The organism is Bradyrhizobium sp. AZCC 2230 (genome assembly GCF_036924495.1).
GTDB classification, from domain to species: Bacteria; Pseudomonadota; Alphaproteobacteria; order Rhizobiales; family Xanthobacteraceae; genus Bradyrhizobium; species Bradyrhizobium rifense.
The window spans coordinates 6,786,065-6,803,872 of the sequence record NZ_JAZHRS010000001.1; the positions used below are offsets into that span (position 1 = coordinate 6,786,065).

The 17,808-nt window shown below is 64.5% G+C and carries 17 protein-coding genes and 1 riboswitch; of the genes, 14 read left to right on the forward strand and 3 right to left on the reverse strand.

Annotated elements, in window-relative coordinates:
* Nucleotides 1–26: 26 nt before the first annotated feature.
* From V1280_RS32385 to phoB, 7 genes are all read left to right on the forward strand, one after another.
* On the forward strand, nucleotides 27–1,325 hold the full coding sequence (locus V1280_RS32385) for an ATP-binding protein (protein ID WP_334534060.1): 1,299 nt from the start codon (nucleotides 27–29) through the stop codon (nucleotides 1,323–1,325).
* Between the two features lie 146 nt (nucleotides 1,326–1,471).
* A complete protein-coding gene (pstS, locus tag V1280_RS32390) occupies nucleotides 1,472–2,485 on the forward strand; it encodes a phosphate ABC transporter substrate-binding protein PstS (protein ID WP_334534063.1) in 1,014 nt (337 codons plus the stop codon).
* Between the two features lie 149 nt (nucleotides 2,486–2,634).
* Nucleotides 2,635–3,624, forward strand: a complete 990-nt coding sequence (pstC, locus tag V1280_RS32395) for a phosphate ABC transporter permease subunit PstC (RefSeq protein WP_187437612.1) — start codon at nucleotides 2,635–2,637, stop codon at nucleotides 3,622–3,624.
* Nucleotides 3,625–3,628: 4 nt separating this feature from the next.
* Nucleotides 3,629–4,474, forward strand: coding sequence for a phosphate ABC transporter permease PstA (gene pstA / locus V1280_RS32400; protein ID WP_334534066.1), 846 nt, complete (start codon nucleotides 3,629–3,631; stop codon nucleotides 4,472–4,474).
* A complete protein-coding gene (gene pstB / locus V1280_RS32405) occupies nucleotides 4,471–5,292 on the forward strand; it encodes a phosphate ABC transporter ATP-binding protein PstB (protein WP_334534069.1) in 822 nt (273 codons plus the stop codon). The genes pstA and pstB overlap by 4 nt, the downstream gene beginning before the upstream one ends.
* A gap of 11 nt (nucleotides 5,293–5,303) precedes the next feature.
* Entirely contained in the window at nucleotides 5,304–6,020 is a 717-nt protein-coding gene (phoU, locus tag V1280_RS32410; RefSeq protein WP_148779024.1) for a phosphate signaling complex protein PhoU, read from the forward strand.
* Between the two features lie 22 nt (nucleotides 6,021–6,042).
* Nucleotides 6,043–6,750, forward strand: a complete 708-nt coding sequence (gene phoB / locus V1280_RS32415) for a phosphate regulon transcriptional regulator PhoB (RefSeq protein WP_027533133.1) — start codon at nucleotides 6,043–6,045, stop codon at nucleotides 6,748–6,750.
* Between the two features lie 113 nt (nucleotides 6,751–6,863).
* Here phoB and V1280_RS32420 read toward each other — a convergent pair whose 3' ends face one another.
* On the reverse strand, nucleotides 6,864–7,373 hold the full coding sequence (locus tag V1280_RS32420; protein WP_148779025.1) for a GcrA family cell cycle regulator: 510 nt from the start codon (nucleotides 7,371–7,373) through the stop codon (nucleotides 6,864–6,866).
* Nucleotides 7,374–7,826: 453 nt separating this feature from the next.
* Here V1280_RS32420 and V1280_RS32425 point away from each other — a divergent pair, with 453 nt between their 5' ends.
* From V1280_RS32425 to V1280_RS32435, 3 genes are all read left to right on the forward strand, one after another.
* Nucleotides 7,827–9,029, forward strand: coding sequence for an aspartate aminotransferase family protein (locus tag V1280_RS32425; protein WP_334534085.1), 1,203 nt, complete (start codon nucleotides 7,827–7,829; stop codon nucleotides 9,027–9,029).
* The gene (gene argF / locus V1280_RS32430) at nucleotides 9,029–9,952 is read left to right on the forward strand and encodes an ornithine carbamoyltransferase (RefSeq protein ID WP_148779027.1); all 924 of its coding nucleotides are present in this window, start codon (nucleotides 9,029–9,031) and stop codon (nucleotides 9,950–9,952) included. Before V1280_RS32425 ends, argF begins: the two co-directional genes overlap by 1 nt.
* A 255-nt stretch (nucleotides 9,953–10,207) precedes the next feature.
* Nucleotides 10,208–11,215 carry an Hsp33 family molecular chaperone gene (locus V1280_RS32435; protein ID WP_334534091.1) on the forward strand — a complete coding sequence of 336 codons (1,008 nt, stop codon included), beginning with the start codon at nucleotides 10,208–10,210 and terminating at the stop codon, nucleotides 11,213–11,215.
* 121 nt (nucleotides 11,216–11,336) lie between these two features.
* Here the strand turns inward: V1280_RS32435 and apaG are convergent, their stop codons facing one another.
* Nucleotides 11,337–11,729: a Co2+/Mg2+ efflux protein ApaG gene (gene apaG, locus V1280_RS32440; RefSeq protein ID WP_187437084.1), complete on the reverse strand. Its 393-nt coding sequence runs from the start codon at nucleotides 11,727–11,729 to the stop codon at nucleotides 11,337–11,339.
* 196 nt (nucleotides 11,730–11,925) lie between these two features.
* On the opposite strand from apaG, the gene V1280_RS32445 reads away from it, so the two are divergent.
* From V1280_RS32445 to V1280_RS32455, 3 genes are read left to right on the forward strand one after another with little or no spacing between them, the layout of a single operon-like run.
* Nucleotides 11,926–13,191 (forward strand): OpgC domain-containing protein, encoded by a 1,266-nt coding sequence (locus V1280_RS32445; RefSeq protein WP_334534096.1) that lies wholly within the window; start codon nucleotides 11,926–11,928, stop codon nucleotides 13,189–13,191.
* Nucleotides 13,191–13,961: an SGNH/GDSL hydrolase family protein gene (locus V1280_RS32450; RefSeq protein WP_334534099.1), complete on the forward strand. Its 771-nt coding sequence runs from the start codon at nucleotides 13,191–13,193 to the stop codon at nucleotides 13,959–13,961. The genes V1280_RS32445 and V1280_RS32450 overlap by 1 nt, the downstream gene beginning before the upstream one ends.
* Nucleotides 13,962–13,973: 12 nt before the next feature.
* The gene (locus tag V1280_RS32455; protein WP_334534101.1) at nucleotides 13,974–14,975 is read left to right on the forward strand and encodes an SGNH/GDSL hydrolase family protein; all 1,002 of its coding nucleotides are present in this window, start codon (nucleotides 13,974–13,976) and stop codon (nucleotides 14,973–14,975) included.
* Between the two features lie 125 nt (nucleotides 14,976–15,100).
* Here V1280_RS32455 and V1280_RS32460 read toward each other — a convergent pair whose 3' ends face one another.
* Complete coding sequence (locus V1280_RS32460) at nucleotides 15,101–16,297, reverse strand: O-succinylhomoserine sulfhydrylase (protein WP_334534104.1); 1,197 nt, start codon at nucleotides 16,295–16,297, stop codon at nucleotides 15,101–15,103.
* Nucleotides 16,298–16,368: 71 nt separating this feature from the next.
* Nucleotides 16,369–16,448, reverse strand: a riboswitch (SAM riboswitch).
* A gap of 80 nt (nucleotides 16,449–16,528) precedes the next feature.
* On the opposite strand from V1280_RS32460, the gene V1280_RS32465 reads away from it, so the two are divergent.
* Nucleotides 16,529–17,665, forward strand: coding sequence for a 2'-deoxycytidine 5'-triphosphate deaminase (locus V1280_RS32465; protein ID WP_442895181.1), 1,137 nt, complete (start codon nucleotides 16,529–16,531; stop codon nucleotides 17,663–17,665).
* The last annotated feature ends 143 nt before the right edge of the window (nucleotides 17,666–17,808 follow it).

The following is a 17,808-nucleotide window of genomic DNA, read 5'->3' on the forward strand; positions in this document are numbered from 1 at the left end:
AAGGCAACAAGGAGAAGCCCGCCCCGATGGCGATCGACGCTCCCTCGTCTCCCACGGTGCAGCCCTGGTCCGACCGGCTGCGGCACTCGACCGTTATCCTGATCGCCGCCGCGCTGGCGCTGTCGGTCGTGGTCTCGCTCGGCGAATTGTCGGTGATGCGGGCCGCGACGGTGTTCCTGTGCATCGCCGCCGCCGCGCTGATCCCCTGGCGGCTGCATGATACCGCTGCCTCCCGCGAGGACACCCGCCGCGTCAATCCGGTCGAGAGCGCGGCGGTGGCCGCAGTGGTCGCGGGCATGCCGGATCCGGCCGTGCTGCTCGACCGCGCAGGCCGCGTCATCCATCTCAATGCCGCCGCCGCCCAGCTCGCGCCGGCGTTGCGCAAGAACGAGCTCGCCCAGTTCGCGCTGCGCTCGCCAGAGATCATCACGGCCCTGCGCGAGTCGATCGCGACCTCCGAAGCGCGGCGCACGACCTATCTCGACCATGTGCCGGTCGATCGCTGGATGGAGCTGACCATTACGCCGGTGCCGGTACCGACCAATTTCGGCGGCGCCGACAAGTGCATGCTGATGACTTTCCACGACCAGACGCCGCTGCGCCGGGTCGAGGAGATGCGCGCCGACTTCGTCGCCAATGCCAGCCATGAATTGCGCACGCCGCTGGCCGCCCTGTCCGGCTTCATCGACACGCTCCAGGGACAGGCCAAGGAAGATCCCAAGGCGCGCGAGCGCTTCCTCGGCATCATGCACAATCAGGCCACCCGCATGGCGCGCCTGATCGACGATCTCTTGTCGCTGTCGCGTGTGGAACTGTCGGCCCATGTGCGGCCGGACACGCTGGTCGACCTGCTGCCGATCATCTTCCAGGTCGCCGACGGGCTTGAGCCGCTGGCCCGGGAACGCCAGGTCGAGGTCGAGACCCATCTGCCGGAAGCACCGGTCATGATCGCGGGCGACCGCGAGGAGCTGCTGCGCCTGTTCGAGAATCTGATCGAGAACGCACTCAAATACGGCGCCTCCGGCGGACGCGTCATCGTGTCGCTGACCGCGACCCCGGCCACTGATGGAACTCAGGAAATCCGGGTCATGGTACGCGATTTCGGCCCCGGCATCGCACCCGAGCACCTGCCGCGGCTGACCGAGCGCTTCTACCGGGTGGACGTCGGCGACAGCCGCTCCCAGGGCGGGACCGGGCTCGGATTATCGCTGGTGAAACATATTCTTAACCGTCACCGCGGCCGTCTTTTGATCGAAAGTGTCCCTAAGCAGGGCGCCACTTTCACCGCCTGTTTTCCCCAGGCCAAGACTCCAGCTTTGAGCTGAAATTCAAGCGATTTCAATCGCTTGGAGGCGTCATCCGACTGTCACGAAACCTTCGTAAAAGCACAGCCGACCGCTCCTAAAGGGGGCGGCGTGGGGGAGCGCGATCGGGCGCTAATGGCGCTTCGTTCCCCTGTATGGAGACCAGCATGAATTTCATCAAAACGATCGTCGCTGCCGGCTTGGTCGCCGCAACGACGACGGCGGCTTTCGCTGCCGACATCACCGGCGCAGGCGCGACCTTCCCGTTCCCGATCTATTCGAAGTGGGCTGACGCCTACAAGAAGGAGACCGGCAACGGTCTGAACTATCAGTCGATCGGTTCGGGCGGCGGCATCAAGCAGATCCAGGCCAAGACCGTGACCTTTGGCGCCAGCGACGCGCCGCTCAAGGCCGAGCAGCTCGAGAAGAACGGCCTCGTGCAGTGGCCGATGGTGATGGGCGCCATCGTTCCCGTCGTCAACATCGAGGGCGTCAAGGCCGGCGAGCTCGTGTTCGACGGCGAGACCCTCGCCAACATCTATCTCGGCAAGATCACCAAGTGGGACGACGCCGCGATCAAGAAGCTCAATCCGAACGTGAAGCTGCCGTCGGACGCGATCACCGTGGTCCGCCGTTCGGATGGTTCGGGCACCACCTTCAACTTCACCAACTACCTCGCCAAGGCCAGCGCGGACTGGAAGAGCAAGGTCGGCGAGGGCACCGCCGTCGAGTGGCCCGTTGGCGTCGGCGCCAAGGGCAACGAAGGCGTGTCGGGCAACATCAGCCAGACCAAGAACTCGATCGGTTATGTCGAGTACGCCTATGCCAAGCAGAACAAGCTGACCTACACCGGCCTCGTCAACAAGGCTGGCAAGTCGGTGCAGCCGACCGTCGAGGGCTTCCAGGCGGCCGCCGCCAACGCCGACTGGGCGAAGGCGCCCGGCTACTACGTCATCCTGACCGACCAGCCCGGCGACAAGTCCTGGCCGATCACGGCGGCGACCTTCATCCTCATGCACAAGGACGCCACCGACAAGGCGGCCTCGCAGGAAGCCATCAAGTTCTTCCGCTGGGCGTTCAAGAACGGCGACAAGGCGGCTGAAGAGCTCGACTACATCCCGATGCCCGACAGCGTCGTCCAGCTGATCGAGAAGACCTGGGCTGCCGAGATCAAGAGCTAAGCTCCTCGTCTCTGGATGCGGTGCGGCCTCAATCGGCCGCATCGCGGACCGCACGACTTTTAGGCCCCGGATCAGCATCGCGCCGTGTCCGGGGCACGAGACCGATAACAAGCGTATATAATTTGGTACAGGGGATCGGCGTGGCAGAGATGGCCGTTCAGAGCGATATCGTCGACGACGCCGGACCATATGATCGCGCGAAAGCCTTGAGCGCGTTCAAGCTCGGCGATGTCACTTTCTACTGGATCACGCGGATCAGCGCGATCTCGGTGCTTCTCATACTCGGCGGCATCATCCTGTCGCTGATCGTCGGTGCCTTCCCGGCGATGAAGGAATTCGGCTTCGCGTTCCTGTGGACGCAGCGCTGGGCGCCCTCGGCCGATCCGCCCGTGCTCGGCGCGCTCGGACCGATGTACGGCACGCTCGTCACCTCTTTCATCGCGATGCTGATTGCCATTCCGGTTGGTCTCGGCATTGCGATCTTCCTGACCGAGCTCTGCCCGCAATGGCTGCGCCGCCCGATCGGCATGGCGATCGAGCTGCTCGCCGGCATCCCCTCGATCATCTACGGCATGTGGGGCTTCTTCGTGTTGGGTCCGTTCCTGGCCAACACCTTCCAGCCCTTCATGATCAAGATCTTTGACGGCGTCCCCGTGCTGGGCGCGATCTTCGCAGGTCCGCCGTCCTATCTCAGCCTGTTCAACGCCGCGCTGATCCTCGCCATCATGGTGCTGCCCTTCATCACCTCGATCTCAGTTGACGTGTTCAAGACGGTGCCGCCGGTGCTGAAGGAGGCCGCTTACGGGGTCGGCTGCACCACCTGGGAAGTCGTCCGCAGCGTGGTGATCCCCTACACCCGCGTCGGCGTCATCGGCGGCGTCATGCTAGCGCTGGGCCGTGCGCTCGGCGAGACCATGGCGGTGACCTTCATCATCGGCAACTCGTTCCGCATCTCGTCATCGATCTTCGCGCCGGGCACCACGATCTCGGCGGCGATTGCATCTGAATTCGCCGAAAGCGACGGCCTGCACCAGTCCGGCCTGATCCTGCTTGGCTTGCTGCTGTTCGTGCTGACGTTCTTCGTGCTCGCCGCGGCGCGGCTGATGCTGATGCGGCTGGAAAAGAAGGCGGGGAACTGACGCCATGAACCCGATCTATTCACGTCGCCGCCGCAAGGACATCGTCGTCCGCGGGCTCTGCTTCGGCGCCGCCGCCTTCGGCGTGACCTGGCTCGCGCTGATCCTGGTCACGCTGCTCTACAACGGCGTCGCAGGCCTGAACCTCGAACTGTTCGCCGCTGACACGCCGCCTCCGGGTTCGACCGAAGGCGGCCTGCGCAACGCCATCGTCGGCTCGCTGATCATGACCTTGATCGGCGTCGGCATCGGCGCGCCGCTCGGCCTGTTCGCTGGCACCTATCTCGCCGAGTACGGCCGCAACGACAAGCTGACCTCGGTGATCCGCTTCATCAACGACATCCTGCTCTCGGCGCCCTCGATCATCATCGGCCTGTTCATCTACGGCGCGGTGGTGGTGCCGATGCGCGGCTTCTCGGCGATCGCAGGCTCGCTTGCGCTGGCCGTGATCGTGATCCCGGTGGTGCTGCGCACGACCGAGGACATGCTGCTGCTGGTGCCGAACGCGCTGCGTGAGGCGGCTTCCGCCCTTGGCCTGCCGCGCTCGCTGGTGATCAAGCGGATCGCTTATCGCGCTGCGCGCTCCGGTCTCATCACCGGCGTGCTACTCGCCACCGCCCGCGTCGCCGGCGAAACCGCGCCGCTGCTCTTCACCGCGCTGTCGAACCAGTTCTTCAGCCTCGGCCTGAACAAGACGATGGCGAACCTGCCGGTCACCATCAATAACTTCGTCCAGAGCCCCTACGCCTATTGGAAGCAGCTCGCCTGGAGCGGCGCGCTGCTGATTACCCTGACCGTGCTTGCCCTGAACATTGGCGCGCGCATTCTTGGCGCCGAGAGGACCGCAAAATGAGTGATGTTTCCGTATCGATGAGCGCGGCCGGCGGCCTGCCCCAGGCGCCGGTGCTGCCCGATGCCCCCGCCAAGGTGACGGTGCGCAATCTCAACTTCTATTACGGCGAGCACCACGCGCTGAAGAACATCAATATGGCGCTCGGCGCCAACCGCGTCACGGCCTTCATCGGCCCGTCCGGCTGCGGCAAGTCGACCCTGCTGCGCATCTTCAACCGGATGTACGACCTCTATCCGGGTCAGCGCGTCACCGGCCAGCTGATCCTCGACCAGACCAACATCCTCGACCCCAAGCTCGATCTCAACCTGCTGCGCGCCCGCGTCGGCATGGTGTTCCAGAAGCCGACGCCGTTCCCGATGACGATCTACGAGAACATCGCGTTTGGTATCCGTCTGTACGAGAAGATCTCGAAGTCGGAGATGGACGACCGCGTCGAGAAGGCGCTGCGCGGCGGCGCGCTGTGGAATGAGGTCAAGGACAAGCTCAACGCCTCCGGTCTGTCGCTCTCCGGCGGCCAGCAGCAGCGCCTCTGCATCGCCCGCACCGTCGCCGTGCGGCCCGAGGTGATCCTGTTCGACGAGCCCTGCTCGGCGCTCGATCCGATCTCGACCGCCAAGGTCGAGGAGCTGATCCAGGAACTGTCCGAGAACTATACGATCGCGATCGTGACCCACAACATGCAGCAGGCGGCCCGCGTCTCCGACAAGACCGCCTTCATGTATCTCGGCGAGCTGATCGAGTTCGACGACACCAGCAAGATCTTCACGTCGCCGACCGACCGGCGCACGCAGGATTACATCACCGGCCGGTTCGGCTGAGGAGACGGAATATGGGTTCTGAACATACCGCAAAGGCCTTCGACACCGACCTCCAGGAGCTCACGCGCCTGGTCGCCGAGATGGGCGGCATCGCCGAGCGCATGATCGTCGATTCCGTCGACGCGCTGATCCGCCGCGACGTCGCGCTCGGCCAGCGCGTCGTCACCACCGACGCCGAGCTCGACACGCTGCAGAAGAAGATCGAGGAGCGCGCCGTGCTCACGATCGCGCGCCGCCAGCCGATGGCGGTGGATCTGCGCGAGATCGTCGGCGCCATGCGCGTCGCCACCGATCTCGAGCGGATCGGCGACCTCGCAAAGAACATGGGCAAGCGCGTCGCGGCGCTGGAGACGGATTTCCATCCGCTCAAGCTGTTCCGCGGCCTCGAGCACATGACCGACCTCGTGCAGCAGCAGGTCAAATCGGTGCTGGATGCCTATGCCGCGCACGACCTGCCGGCGGCGATGGCGGTGTGGAAGGGCGACGAGGAAGTCGACGCCATCTGCACCTCGCTGTTCCGCGAGCTCCTCACCTACATGATGGAGGATCCGCGCAACATCTCGTTCTGCATCCACCTGATGTTCTGCGCCAAGAACATCGAGCGGATCGGCGACCACGCCACCAACATTGCCGAGACCGTGTTCTACATGATCGAAGGCCAGGCCATCACCGACAAGCGACCGAAGGGCGACATGACGACCTTCGCCACGACGGTCCCCAATACTTGAATCCTTAAGGAGCGACGACCCCATGGGCGCACGCATTATGGTGGTTGAGGACGAGGAAGCTCTTACCGAGCTCCTCCGCTACAACCTCGAAGGCGACGGCTATGACGTCGAGACGGTGATGCGCGGCGACGACGCCGACACCCGTCTCAAGGAGCACATCCCCGATCTGATCGTGCTCGACTGGATGTTGCCGGGACTATCCGGCATCGAGCTGTGCCGCAGGCTGCGTGCGCGGTCCGACACCAAGCAGCTGCCGATCATCATGCTCACCGCGCGCGGCGAGGAGAGTGAGCGGGTGCGGGGCCTGGCGACCGGCGCCGACGATTACATCGTCAAGCCGTTCTCGGTGCCCGAGCTGCTGGCGCGTGTGAAGGGCCTGCTCCGGCGCGCGAGCCCCGAGCGGCTCGCCACGGTGCTCGCTTTCGGCGATATCGAGCTCGACCGCGAAAAGCGTCGCGTGGCGCGCTCCGGCCGGCCGATCGATCTCGGTCCGACCGAATATCGCCTGCTTGAGTTCTTCCTGGAGCATCCCGGCCGCGTGTTCTCGCGCGAGCAGCTGCTCGACAGCGTCTGGGGTCGCGACATCTACATCGACGAGCGTACCGTCGACGTGCATATCGGCCGCCTGCGCAAGCTGCTCAATCTCGGCCGCGAGCAGGACCCGATCCGCACCGTGCGCGGTGCGGGCTATGCGCTCGATGATCGGTTCGCGAAGGCCGAGCAGGCCTGAGCGGACGGACCTCAAACAAAAAGCGCGCCGAAGGCGCGCTGATCTTCTGCCGATCGTCCCGGCCCCATGCGCAATTGCGCACCAGGCCCGGACGTTGTCGTTTGGAGCTGAGCCTACCGCGGCGGCTTCGCCGGAGCGCGCCGACGATCCGCTGCCGGCTGATACGCCACCCGCGAGTGCTGGGCGCAATAGGGCAGGCCGGAGAGCGCCTTGCCGCCGCAGAAGAAGAAATCCGGGCTCGAGGGATCGCCGACCGGCCAGTGGCAGGTGGCCTCGTTCAATTCGAGCAGCGACAGCCGCTGGCTCATCGGTACCACGTTGTCGTAGGTGACCGGTTCAGCCTCCACCTCGACCTCGAAGGCCTGCGCCAGCGCGGTGTTGCCGCGCGCGATGGGCCTGCTCACCCGCATCATGTGCTGCGCCGGACGCGCCTTGCGCGGCCGCGGAGCTGCCGAAGACGGGCTCTTGGCGCGGCCCGACAGGCCGAGCCTGTGCACCTTGCCGATCACGGCGTTGCGGGTGACATTCCCAAGCTCAGCGGCGATCTGGCTGGCCGAAAGTCCGGCCTCCCAGAGCTTTTTCAACTGCTCGACGCGATCGTCGGACCAGGTCAAAACCGTCATTGTAACCTTTCCTTCGCCGCGCGCCTGCCATCCTGGGGCGGCACGACGAATGCCTAAGCCTCGAAAAACCCGTGCCGCCAGAATCCCTTAAGGCTCGCCGGGCGCAATGAGACGCCCGAACGTTTACGCCGGTACATGAGGACTTTTGGGATCAGAACCGCTGCACGAGATGTCGTATCTGACAAGCCAAACGCTACAATATGGCGTGACTCACGCGCAAGAGTCCGCCGACTCGCTTCCACATGTTCCGTGGCCAAAACCCCGCAAATTTGGCACCGCAAGACTACGGAATCAGCGTTTCGCGGGGCTTTCCGGGCGGCATTGACACCAATGGTGCCAGGCATAAGATAGTGGTGCGTGCCGCCCTTAAAAGGCGGCACGTTTCGTTTTCCGGACCAATGATGCGCTGCGCAACGCACGTTCAGGCCGTCCGAAACATCCAAAGAGACCATCATGACCAATAGCGCCGCGCCGCATTTGCTCCCCGTTTTCGCTAGGGCCGACATCGGTTTCGAGCGCGGCGAAGGCTGCTGGCTGATCGCGACCAATGGCGATCGCTATCTCGATTTCACCTCGGGCGTGGCGGTGAATGCGCTCGGCCATGCCCATCCCGCGCTGGTCAAGGCGCTGCAGGAGCAGGCGACCAAGCTCTGGCACATGTCGAACCTGTTTCAGAGCCCGGACGGCGAGAAGCTCGCGAACCGGCTCTGCAACGAGAGTTTTGCGGACTTCGTGTTCTTCTGCAATTCCGGCGCGGAAGCGCTGGAGGGTGTGATCAAGCTGGTCCGCCATTATCACTTCTCCAAGGGACATCCGGAGCGCTACCGCATCATCACCTTCGAAGGCGCTTTCCACGGCCGCACGCTGGCGACGCTGGCTGCGACCGGCTCTGCAAAATATCTCGAAGGTTTCGGTCCGCCGATGGACGGTTTCGACCAGATCCCGCATGGCGACATCGAGGCCGTGAAGAAGGCGATCGGTCCGCAGACCGCCGGCATCCTGATTGAACCGATCCAGGGCGAGGGCGGCGTGCGTTCGGCGACGCCTTCCTTCCTGAGGGCGTTGCGTCAGCTCTGCGATGAGAAGGGCCTGCTGCTCGCCTTCGACGAGGTGCAGACCGGCATGGGCCGCACCGGCGATCTCTTCGCGCATCGGCGCACCGGCGTCACGCCTGACGTGATGTCGCTCGCGAAGGCGCTCGGCGGCGGCTTCCCGATCGGCGCGGTGCTGGCGACCGCGGACGCGGCCTCCGGCATGGGGCCCGGCTCGCACGGCTCGACCTTCGGCGGCAACCCGCTGGCGATCTCGGCTGCGAACGCCGTGCTCGACGTCATGCTCAAGCCCCGCTTCTTCGACCACGTGCAGAAGATGTCGCTGCTGCTCAAGCAGAAGCTCGCTTCCGTGATCGACCGTCACCCCGATGTCGTCAGTGAAGTCCGCGGCGAGGGGCTGCTGATCGGCATCAAGGCCGTGGTGCCCTCCGGCGATCTGGTCGCAGCGCTTCGCAACGAAAAGCTGCTCACCGTTGGTGCCGGCGACAATGTCGTACGCTTCCTGCCGCCCTTGATCGTCACCGAAGCCGAGATCGAGGACAGCATCGGCCGGCTCGAACGTGCCTGCACTGCGCTGTCCGGCAACAAGCGGGCGGCAAGCTGATGAGCAAGACGCCCAAGCACTTCCTGGATATCAACGAGCTGCCGCTGTCGGAGCTCAAGAGCATGCTCGCGGCCTCCTCCGCCATGAAGGCGAAGCAGAAGGCGCATCAGCCGGTCAAGCCGCTCGAAGGCAAGACGCTGGCGATGATCTTTGAGCGCCCGTCGACACGGACGCGCGTGTCGTTCGATGTCGCCATGCGCCAGCTCGGCGGCGAGCCCATCATGCTCACCGGTGCCGAGATGCAGCTCGGCCGCGGCGAGACCATCGCCGACACCGCGCGCGTGCTGTCGCGCTATGTCGACGCCATTATGATCCGCATCCTCAACCACGAGGCGCTGCTGGAGCTCGCGGCGAACGCGACCGTGCCTGTGATCAACGGCCTGACGCGGCGCTCGCACCCGTGCCAGGTGATGGCGGACCTCATGACCTTTGAGGAACATCGCGGCCCGATCGAGGGCAAGACGGTGGCCTGGACCGGCGACGACAACAACGTGCTGGCGTCCTGGGCGCACGCGGCCGAGCGCTTCAAATTTCAGCTCAACGTCGCAACGCCACCGGAGCTTGCTCCGAAGAAGGTGATGCGCGATTTCATCAAGGCCACCGGTGCGCCGATCGTGCTCGGCACCGATCCTGAGGCTGCCGTGCACGGCGCCGATTGCGTCATCACCGACACCTGGGTGTCGATGGGCGACAAGGAAGGCGAGCACCGTCATAACGTGCTCAAGCCGTATCAGGTCAATTCGAAGCTGATGTCGCTGGCCAAGCCCGACGCGCTGTTCATGCACTGCCTGCCCGCCCATCGCGGCGAGGAGGTCACCGACGAGGTGATCGACGGCCCGCAATCGGTCGTGTTCGACGAGGCTGAGAACCGCCTGCATGCGCAGAAGGGCATTTTGGCCTGGTGTTTCGACGCGGTGAAGTAACGCTGCGGTGGAGCGGGGTGGCTTGTGCTAGCGGCCCCATCCTCCGCTGTCGTCCCGGACAAGCGTAAGCGCAGATCCGGGATCCATAACCACAGGACCTCGTTTGGCGATGACTCGGAGTTGTCATCGCGGGCAATAACCTGATCCTATGGTTATGGATCCCGGGTTCGCGCTCCGGGCGCCCCGGGACGACACCGAGTTTGAAGTGCCCTCACGCCCCTTCCATTTTCACTCTCAGACCCCAAATAACGCGCCATGGTTTCCCAATCCCCTGACATCAAAACCGGGCCCGAAGGCCCGGTTCGCGCGCCATCCGCGGTTCCGATCGATGACGCCGTGCTGCCCTACGAGGTCGACGCGCTCGATGTGCGCGGGCGGCTGGTTCGGCTCGGCCCCGCGCTCGACGAGATCCTGACCAAGCACGATTATCCGGCGCCGGTCGGCAAGGTGCTCGGCGAGGCCATCGTGCTGACGACGCTGCTCGGCTCGGCGCTGAAGTTCGAGGGCCGTTTCATCCTGCAGGCCCAGACCGACGGGCCGGTGTCGTTCCTGGTGGTGGACTATCAGGCGCCGGATCGCCTGCGCGCCTATGCGCGCTTTGACGCCGAGCGCCTCGGTGACACCAAGGATTCCGGCACGCTGCTCGGCCATGGCCATCTCGCCATGACCATCGACCAGGGTCCGGACATGAGCCGCTACCAGGGCCTGGTCGCGCTCGACGGCGGCAGCCTGGAAGATGCCGCCCACGAATATTTCCTGCGCTCCGAGCAGATCCCGACGCGCGTGCGCCTCGCGGTCGGCGAGGAGTGGCGCTCGAGCGACGGCGGCAAGCATCGCTGGCGCGCCGGCGGCATGCTGATGCAGTTTTTGCCGAAGGCGCCGGAGCGCGCGCGGCAGGCGGATCTGCATCCCGGCGATGCGCCCGACGGCGTCGAGGTGCATGCTGTTGCCGAGGACGATGCCTGGGTCGAAGCGCGCTCGCTGATCGAAACCGTTGAGGACGTCGAGCTGATCGATCCCGATCTCTCCGGCGAGCGGCTGCTCTACCGCCTCTTCCACGAGCGCGGCGTGCGCGTGTTCAATCCGTTGGTCCTGAAAGCGCAATGCTCCTGCTCGCGCGATGCGGTCGCGTCCATGCTGAAGAGCTTTTCGCCGGACGACCGCTCGGCCATGGTCAAGGACGACAAGGTCGTCGTGACCTGCGAGTTCTGCAGCTCGGTGTACGAGTTCACGCCGGATGAAGCGGGCGTCGAGGACGCGTAACAAGCTCTCGTAGGGTGGGCAAAGGCGCACTTGCGCCGTGCCCACGATCTCTCGATGACGGCGAAAGACGTGGGCACGCTTCGCTTTGCCCACCCTACGGCACCGCGCACGTCACCGCCCCCTAATTCAACACCCGCTTGTTGTCCGGGCTGTCCAGCGAAAACGTCGGTACGTCGATCTCGAAACGTTCGCCGCTTGCGCTGACCATCTGGTAACGGCCGGTCATGAAGCCGGAGGCGGTCGAGAGGGGCACGCCGGAGGTGTATTCGAAGCGCTCGCCGGGGGCGAGCGTCGGCTGCTCGCCGACCACGCCTTCGCCCTTGACTTCCTGCTGCCGGCCGGAGGCGTCGGTGATGATCCAGTGCCGCGTCTTGAGCTGCACGGTCTCGTCGCCGGAATTGGTGATGACGATGGTGTAGGACCAGAAATAGCGCGAGCGGTCGGCCGACGACTGCTCCGGAACAAAGTTCGGCTCGACGGTCACTTCGATCTGGCGGGTCACGGCGCGGTACATGATTGCCATCATAACGAAAACCCGGCCGGGAACCAAACGCCGCAGGCGGCTTTGGCGACATCGTCCCGCCAGAATTGACAGGGAAGTACACCCCCAAAGAATACACCCGTATGTGATCCGGCCGCTTTGCGAGGCGGCGACGGGACCGGTACACTCCTTTGAACGTCGCGATTTGCGGAAGGGTTTTTGGGCCCCGATGACCATTGCCGATCAAGTGACGGGATCGACGATCGCGGGAACCGCGGGTGCCAAACCTGCGGATGCCAAACCCGTGGCAGCGAAGGCGCGTGCGCCGGCGATCACACTGCCCGCCATCGGCGAGCGCGAACTCAGGCTCGACCTGTTCCGGGGGCTGGCGCTGTGGCTGATCTTCATCGACCATCTGCCGCCGAATCTGCTGACCTGGTTCACGATCCGCAATTACGGCTTCAGCGACGCCACCGAGATATTCATCTTCATTTCCGGCTACACCGCCGCCTTCGTCTATGGCCGCGCCATGCTGGAGAGCGGTTTCGTCATCGCGACCGCGCGCATCCTGCGCCGGGTTTGGCAGATCTATGTCGCCCACGTCTTCCTGTTCACGATCTTCCTCGCCGAGATCTCCTACGTCGCGACCAGCTTCGAGAACCCGCTCTACACCGAAGAGATGGGCATCATGGATTTCCTCAAGCAGCCCGATGTCACCATCGTGCAGGCGCTGCTGCTGCGCTTCCGTCCCGTCAACATGGACGTGCTGCCGCTGTACATCGTGCTGATGCTGGCGCTGCCGCTGATCCTGTGGTCGATGAAGTGGCGGCCCGACGTGACGCTCGCGCTCTCGGCCATGCTCTACGCGGCGACGTGGGAATTCGACCTCTACTTCTCGGCCTATCCGAACGGCTTCTGGGCGTTCAATCCTCTCGCCTGGCAATTGCTGTTCGTGTTCGGGGCATGGTGCGCGCTCGGAGGTGCGCGACGGATGTCGCGCATTCTGGCCTCGCCCGTGACGATGTGGATCTCGATCGCCTATCTCGTCGCGGCGTTCTACGTGACGCTGACCTGGTACGTGCCGCAGCTCGGCCATCTCATGCCGAAGCGGCTCGAGCAGTGGATGTATCCGATCGACAAGACCGACCTCGACGTGCTGCGCTTCACGCATTTCCTGGCGCTGGCCGCGCTCACCGTGCGCTTCCTGCCGCGGGAGTGGCCGGGCCTGAAATCGCCGTGGTTGCGGCCGCTGATCCTGTGCGGCTCCCATTCCCTCGAGATCTTCTGCCTCGGCGTCTTCCTGGCCTTCGCCGGCCATTTCATCCTGGCCGAGGTCTCCGGTGGACCGGGCATGCATGCGCTGATTAGTCTCTCCGGAATCCTGATCATGTGGGGCGTTGCCTGGGTGATTTCGTGGTACAAGCAGGTAGCCGACAAGAGCGGTACGAAAACCAAAACCGCCGCCGGCAACGCCGATCTGGCGGGAGGGGGCTGATGAAGGCGAAGGTTCTCCTGAGCCTGATCCTGCTGTGCGCTGGTCTCGTCGCGCCTTCGGCGCGCGCAGGCGAAGCCGTGCCTGCCGCGCCCGCAGCCTGCGAATTACCGCCTTATCTGCTCACCACCGACAGCCAGCTCCACAAGGTTGCCGAGACCGTCAAGGCCGGCAAGCCGCTCGAGATTCTGGTGATCGGCAGCCGCTCCACCACCATTCCGTCCTCGGAGGACAGCTCCTATCCGGCGCGGATGCAGGCCATTTTGAAGGACAAGCTGCCGCCTGCGGAGACCGTGCACGTCTCCGTAGAAATACAGAGCAAGAAGACCGCGGAGGAGGCCGCCGGAACCTTCGTTAAGCTGATGGAAGCAAAAACACCTACTTTGGTCATCTGGCAGACCGGGACCGTGGATGCTATCCGCTCCATCGATCCCGACGATTTCCGCGGCGCCGTGACCGAAGGGGTCACTGCGTTGCAAAATGCAGGGGCTGACGTCGTCTTGATGAATTTGCAGTACAGCCCGCGTACCGAAACCATGATCTCGGCGCCGCCTTATCTCGACAATATGCGGGTGGTGGCGCAGGAGCACGATGTCCCGCTGTTCGACCGTTTCGCAATGATGCGGCAGTGGAATGACCAGGGTCAGTTCGACCTGTTCAGCCCCTCCCGCGGCCCTGAGTTGGCGAAACAGGTCCATGACTGCATCGGCCGGGCGTTGGCACAGTTTGTGATCGACGCTGCCCATCTGGGGCCGGCCCAGCAGCAAAATTGAGGTCTAGCGTTAATGAGTTCTCTCCGCCCTTTTGGCCTGTCGACATGGCTGGCCGCGCCCGCAGCGGCGGCGCTGCTGCTGCTGACGCCTGTCTGGCAGGTACCTGCCTACGCGCAAACGGCGCAGGCATCGCCCGCACCCGCGCAAGCCGCTAATCCCGCCCCCGCATCGCCGTCGCAAACCACGGTTGCCGCGACCAGTCAGCAGGCTACCGATCAGCGCGGCCTCACCTCGCGCGCCATCGACAAGGTGAAGCAGGTCGCGAAATCCGCCGGCGACATTTTCAGCCGCGTGCCCTGTTTGTCGCCGAAGGGTGGCGCGAAGGTGATGGGCTCGCTGCCGCATGTCGCGAACAAGCTCATCGCCGGCAAGCCTGTCGTGATCGTCGCGTTCGGCTCGTCGTCGACGGCGGGCTATGGCGCAAGCTCGCCCGACTTCAACTATCCGAACCGTCTCGCCGCGCAGTTGCGCCGGCAATATCCGACCGCCGACATCACCGTCATCAATGCCGGTATAGGCGGCGAGGATGCGCCCGAGATGATGAAGCGCCTCCAGAACGAGGTGATCGACGTGCATCCGGATCTCGTGATCTGGCAGGTCGGCACCAATGCCGTGCTGCGCAATCTCGATCCCGGCGACACCGCCAAGATGGTCGAGGACGGCATCACCCGCATCCAGGCCGCCGGCGATGCCGACGTCGTGCTGGTCGACCCGCAATATTCACCGCGCGTCACCGAGCGTCCCGAAAGCGCAAGCAAGATGGTGAAGCTGCTCGGCAAGGTTGCCGAGCTCCGTCACGTCGGCATCTTCCCGCGCTTCGAGGTGATGCGCGAATGGCACGAGAAGCAGGCGCTCCCGGTCGAGAGCTTCGTCATCGCCGATGGCCTGCACATGAACGATTGGGGCTATGCCTGCTTCGCCCAGCTGCTCGGCGACGACATCATCCGCTCCGTCGGCCAGATCAAGCTCGGCGTGAACGTGCCCGCGGACGTGCGGACGTACCGGCCGATGTAGGTGCCGTAGGGTGGGCAAAGGCGCAAAGCGCCGTGCCCACCATCTATCGGCATCGAGATCGTGAATGGTGGGCACACGCTTTCGCTTTGCCCACCCTTGCTACGAGACCGAGCCCTTGGCTCGCCTCACGCCTTCTCAAGCGCCGCCGTCAGATCCTCGATCAGATCATCCGCATGCTCGAGCCCGGCCGAGAAGCGGATAAAGCCTTCGCTGATGCCGAGCGCAGCGCGATCTTCGGGCTTCAGGCGCTGATGCGTCGTCGTCGCCGGATGCGTGACGAGGCTCTTGGCGTCGCCGAGATTGTTCGAGATTTTTGCAAGCTTGAGCTCGTTGAGTACGCGGAACGCACCCTGCTTGCCGCCCTTGACCTCGAAGCCGACCAGCGTCGAGCCGCCGCGCATCTGCTTCTTCACCAGCGCCGCCTGCGGATGATCGGCGCGGCCGGGATAGATCAGCCGCGAGATTTTCGGATGGCTCGCCAGCACGTCCGCGATGCGCGCCGCTGTCTCCGTCTGCGCGCGCACGCGCACGCCGAGCGTCTCCAGGCCCTTGAGCAGGACCCAGGCGTTGAACGGCGAGATCGAAGGGCCGGTCTGGCGCATGAAATTGTGGATGTGCTCGGCGATGAAGGCTTCCGAGGACAGAATGATGCCGCCCAGACAGCGGCCCTGGCCGTCGATATGCTTGGTCGCGGAGTACACCACGACGTCGGCGCCGAGCGCGAGCGGGCTCTGCCAGATCGGCGTCGCGAACACGTTGTCGACGACGAGCCGCGCGCCGCCGCTATGCGCGATCTCGGCAATCGCGGGAATGTCGAGCACGTCGAGCGTCGGATTGGTCGGGCTCTCCAGGAAGAACGTCTTGGTGTTGGATTTAAGCGCACGCTGCCACTGGTCGAGATCGGCTCCGTCGACCAGCGTGGTCTCGATGCCGTAGCGGGGCAACAGATCCTGAATGACGTAGAGGCACGAGCCGAACAGCGCGCGCGATGCGACGACGTGATCGCCGGCCTTGAGCGGCGCCAGGATCGCGGTCGTCACCGCGGCCATGCCTGTTGCCGCCGAGCGGGCGGCCTCTGCCCCTTCGAGCTCGATCATGCGGCGCTCGAACATCGCGATCGTCGGGTTGGAGTAGCGCGAATAGATGAAGCCGGGGTCCTCGCCCTTGAACCGCGCCTCGCACTCCTCGGCGCTGTTGTAGACATAGCCCTGGGTCAGGAACAGCGCCTCCGACGTCTCGCCATATTGCGAGCGCAGGGTGCCGGAATGAACCAGACGGGTTTCGGGACGGTATTGCGTGGTGGACGCCGGGGACTTCGACATAGGATCTCCTCTGCGTGACCATCGAAAATGGTCACAAAAAAACCGGCCTGGATAACTTCCACGGGCCGGGATCACAGAGGTCCCCGGCCTGTTTAGCGACTTATTTAACGTGGCTGCAAGCCGGCCGGCTCAAATCACCACGGGATAAGTGATGCTCATATTCCGCAATGCCCTTTTCGTCAAGGCGTCCATCGGATAGCCGTAAAAGGCTAGTATTTCCCGCATGTCCGGATGTATTTGACCCCTGATGAGGACCCCCGGTTGACGTTCACGGTTGCCGCCGACGCCAATGGTATCCTGCCCGACCGCATGATCGCGGCGATGGCGGAAGCGGGCCTCATCTTGCCTGCCTACGATTTCGTCGAGAGCCAGATCCAGCCGGCGAGCCTCGATCTGCGCCTCGGTGACATCGCCTACCGCGTGCGCGCGAGCTTCCTGCCCGGTCCCGGAGCCACCGTCGCCGAGCGCATCGACCAGTTGAAGCTGCACGAGTTCAGCCTTGCCGACGGCGCGGTGCTGGAGACCAACTGCGTCTACATCGTGCCGCTGCTGGAAAGCCTGGCGCTGCCGCCGGAGATCGTCGCGGCAGCCAATCCGAAAAGCTCGACCGGCCGTCTCGACGTCTTCACCCGCGTGATCGCCGACGGCACGCGTCGTTTCGACATGATCGGCGCCGGCTATCACGGCCCGCTCTATGCCGAGATCAGCCCGAAGACGTTCCCGGTGCTGGTCAGCGAAGGTTCGCGCCTGTCGCAGGTGCGTTTCCGCACCGGTGACGCCATCCTCAATGCCGACGAGCTCGATGCGTTGCATGCGTCCGAGCGTCTCGTCGACATCGATGATGCCGATCTCGCCGGTGGCGTCGCCGTCTCGGTCGATCTCTCCGGCGAGAGGGGGACGGGCTTCGTCGGCTACCGCGCCAAGCGCCACACCGGCGTGGTCGATGTCGACCGTCGCTCCGGCTATGCGGTGGAAGATTTCTGGGAGCCGATCTCGGCCCGCCCCGACGGCAGCCTGATCCTCGATCCCGGCGAGTTCTATATCCTCGCCTCCAAGGAAGCCGTGCAGGTGCCGCCCGATTACGCCGCGGAGATGGTGCCGTTCGATCCGCTGGTCGGCGAATTTCGCGTGCACTATGCCGGATTCTTCGATCCCGGCTTCGGTTATGCCGGCGCGGGTGGCAAAGGATCGCGCGCCGTGCTGGAAGTGCGCTCGCGCGAAGTGCCGTTCATCCTCGAGCACGGCCAGATCGTCGGCCGCCTCGTCTACGAGAAGATGCTGTCACGCCCCGACGCCATGTACGGCCAGCGCATCGGCTCGAATTACCAGGCGCAGGGCCTGAAGCTGAGCAAGCATTTTCGGGGGTAGCCACATCCTCGACTGTCATTCCCCGCGCAGGCGGGGAATCCAGTACGCCGCGGCCTCTCGGCTCAATCACAATCGTCTCTGGAATACTGGATCGCCCGGTCTTCGCCGGGCGATGACACCGAATGCGTGTCTGGTTGCGTCGT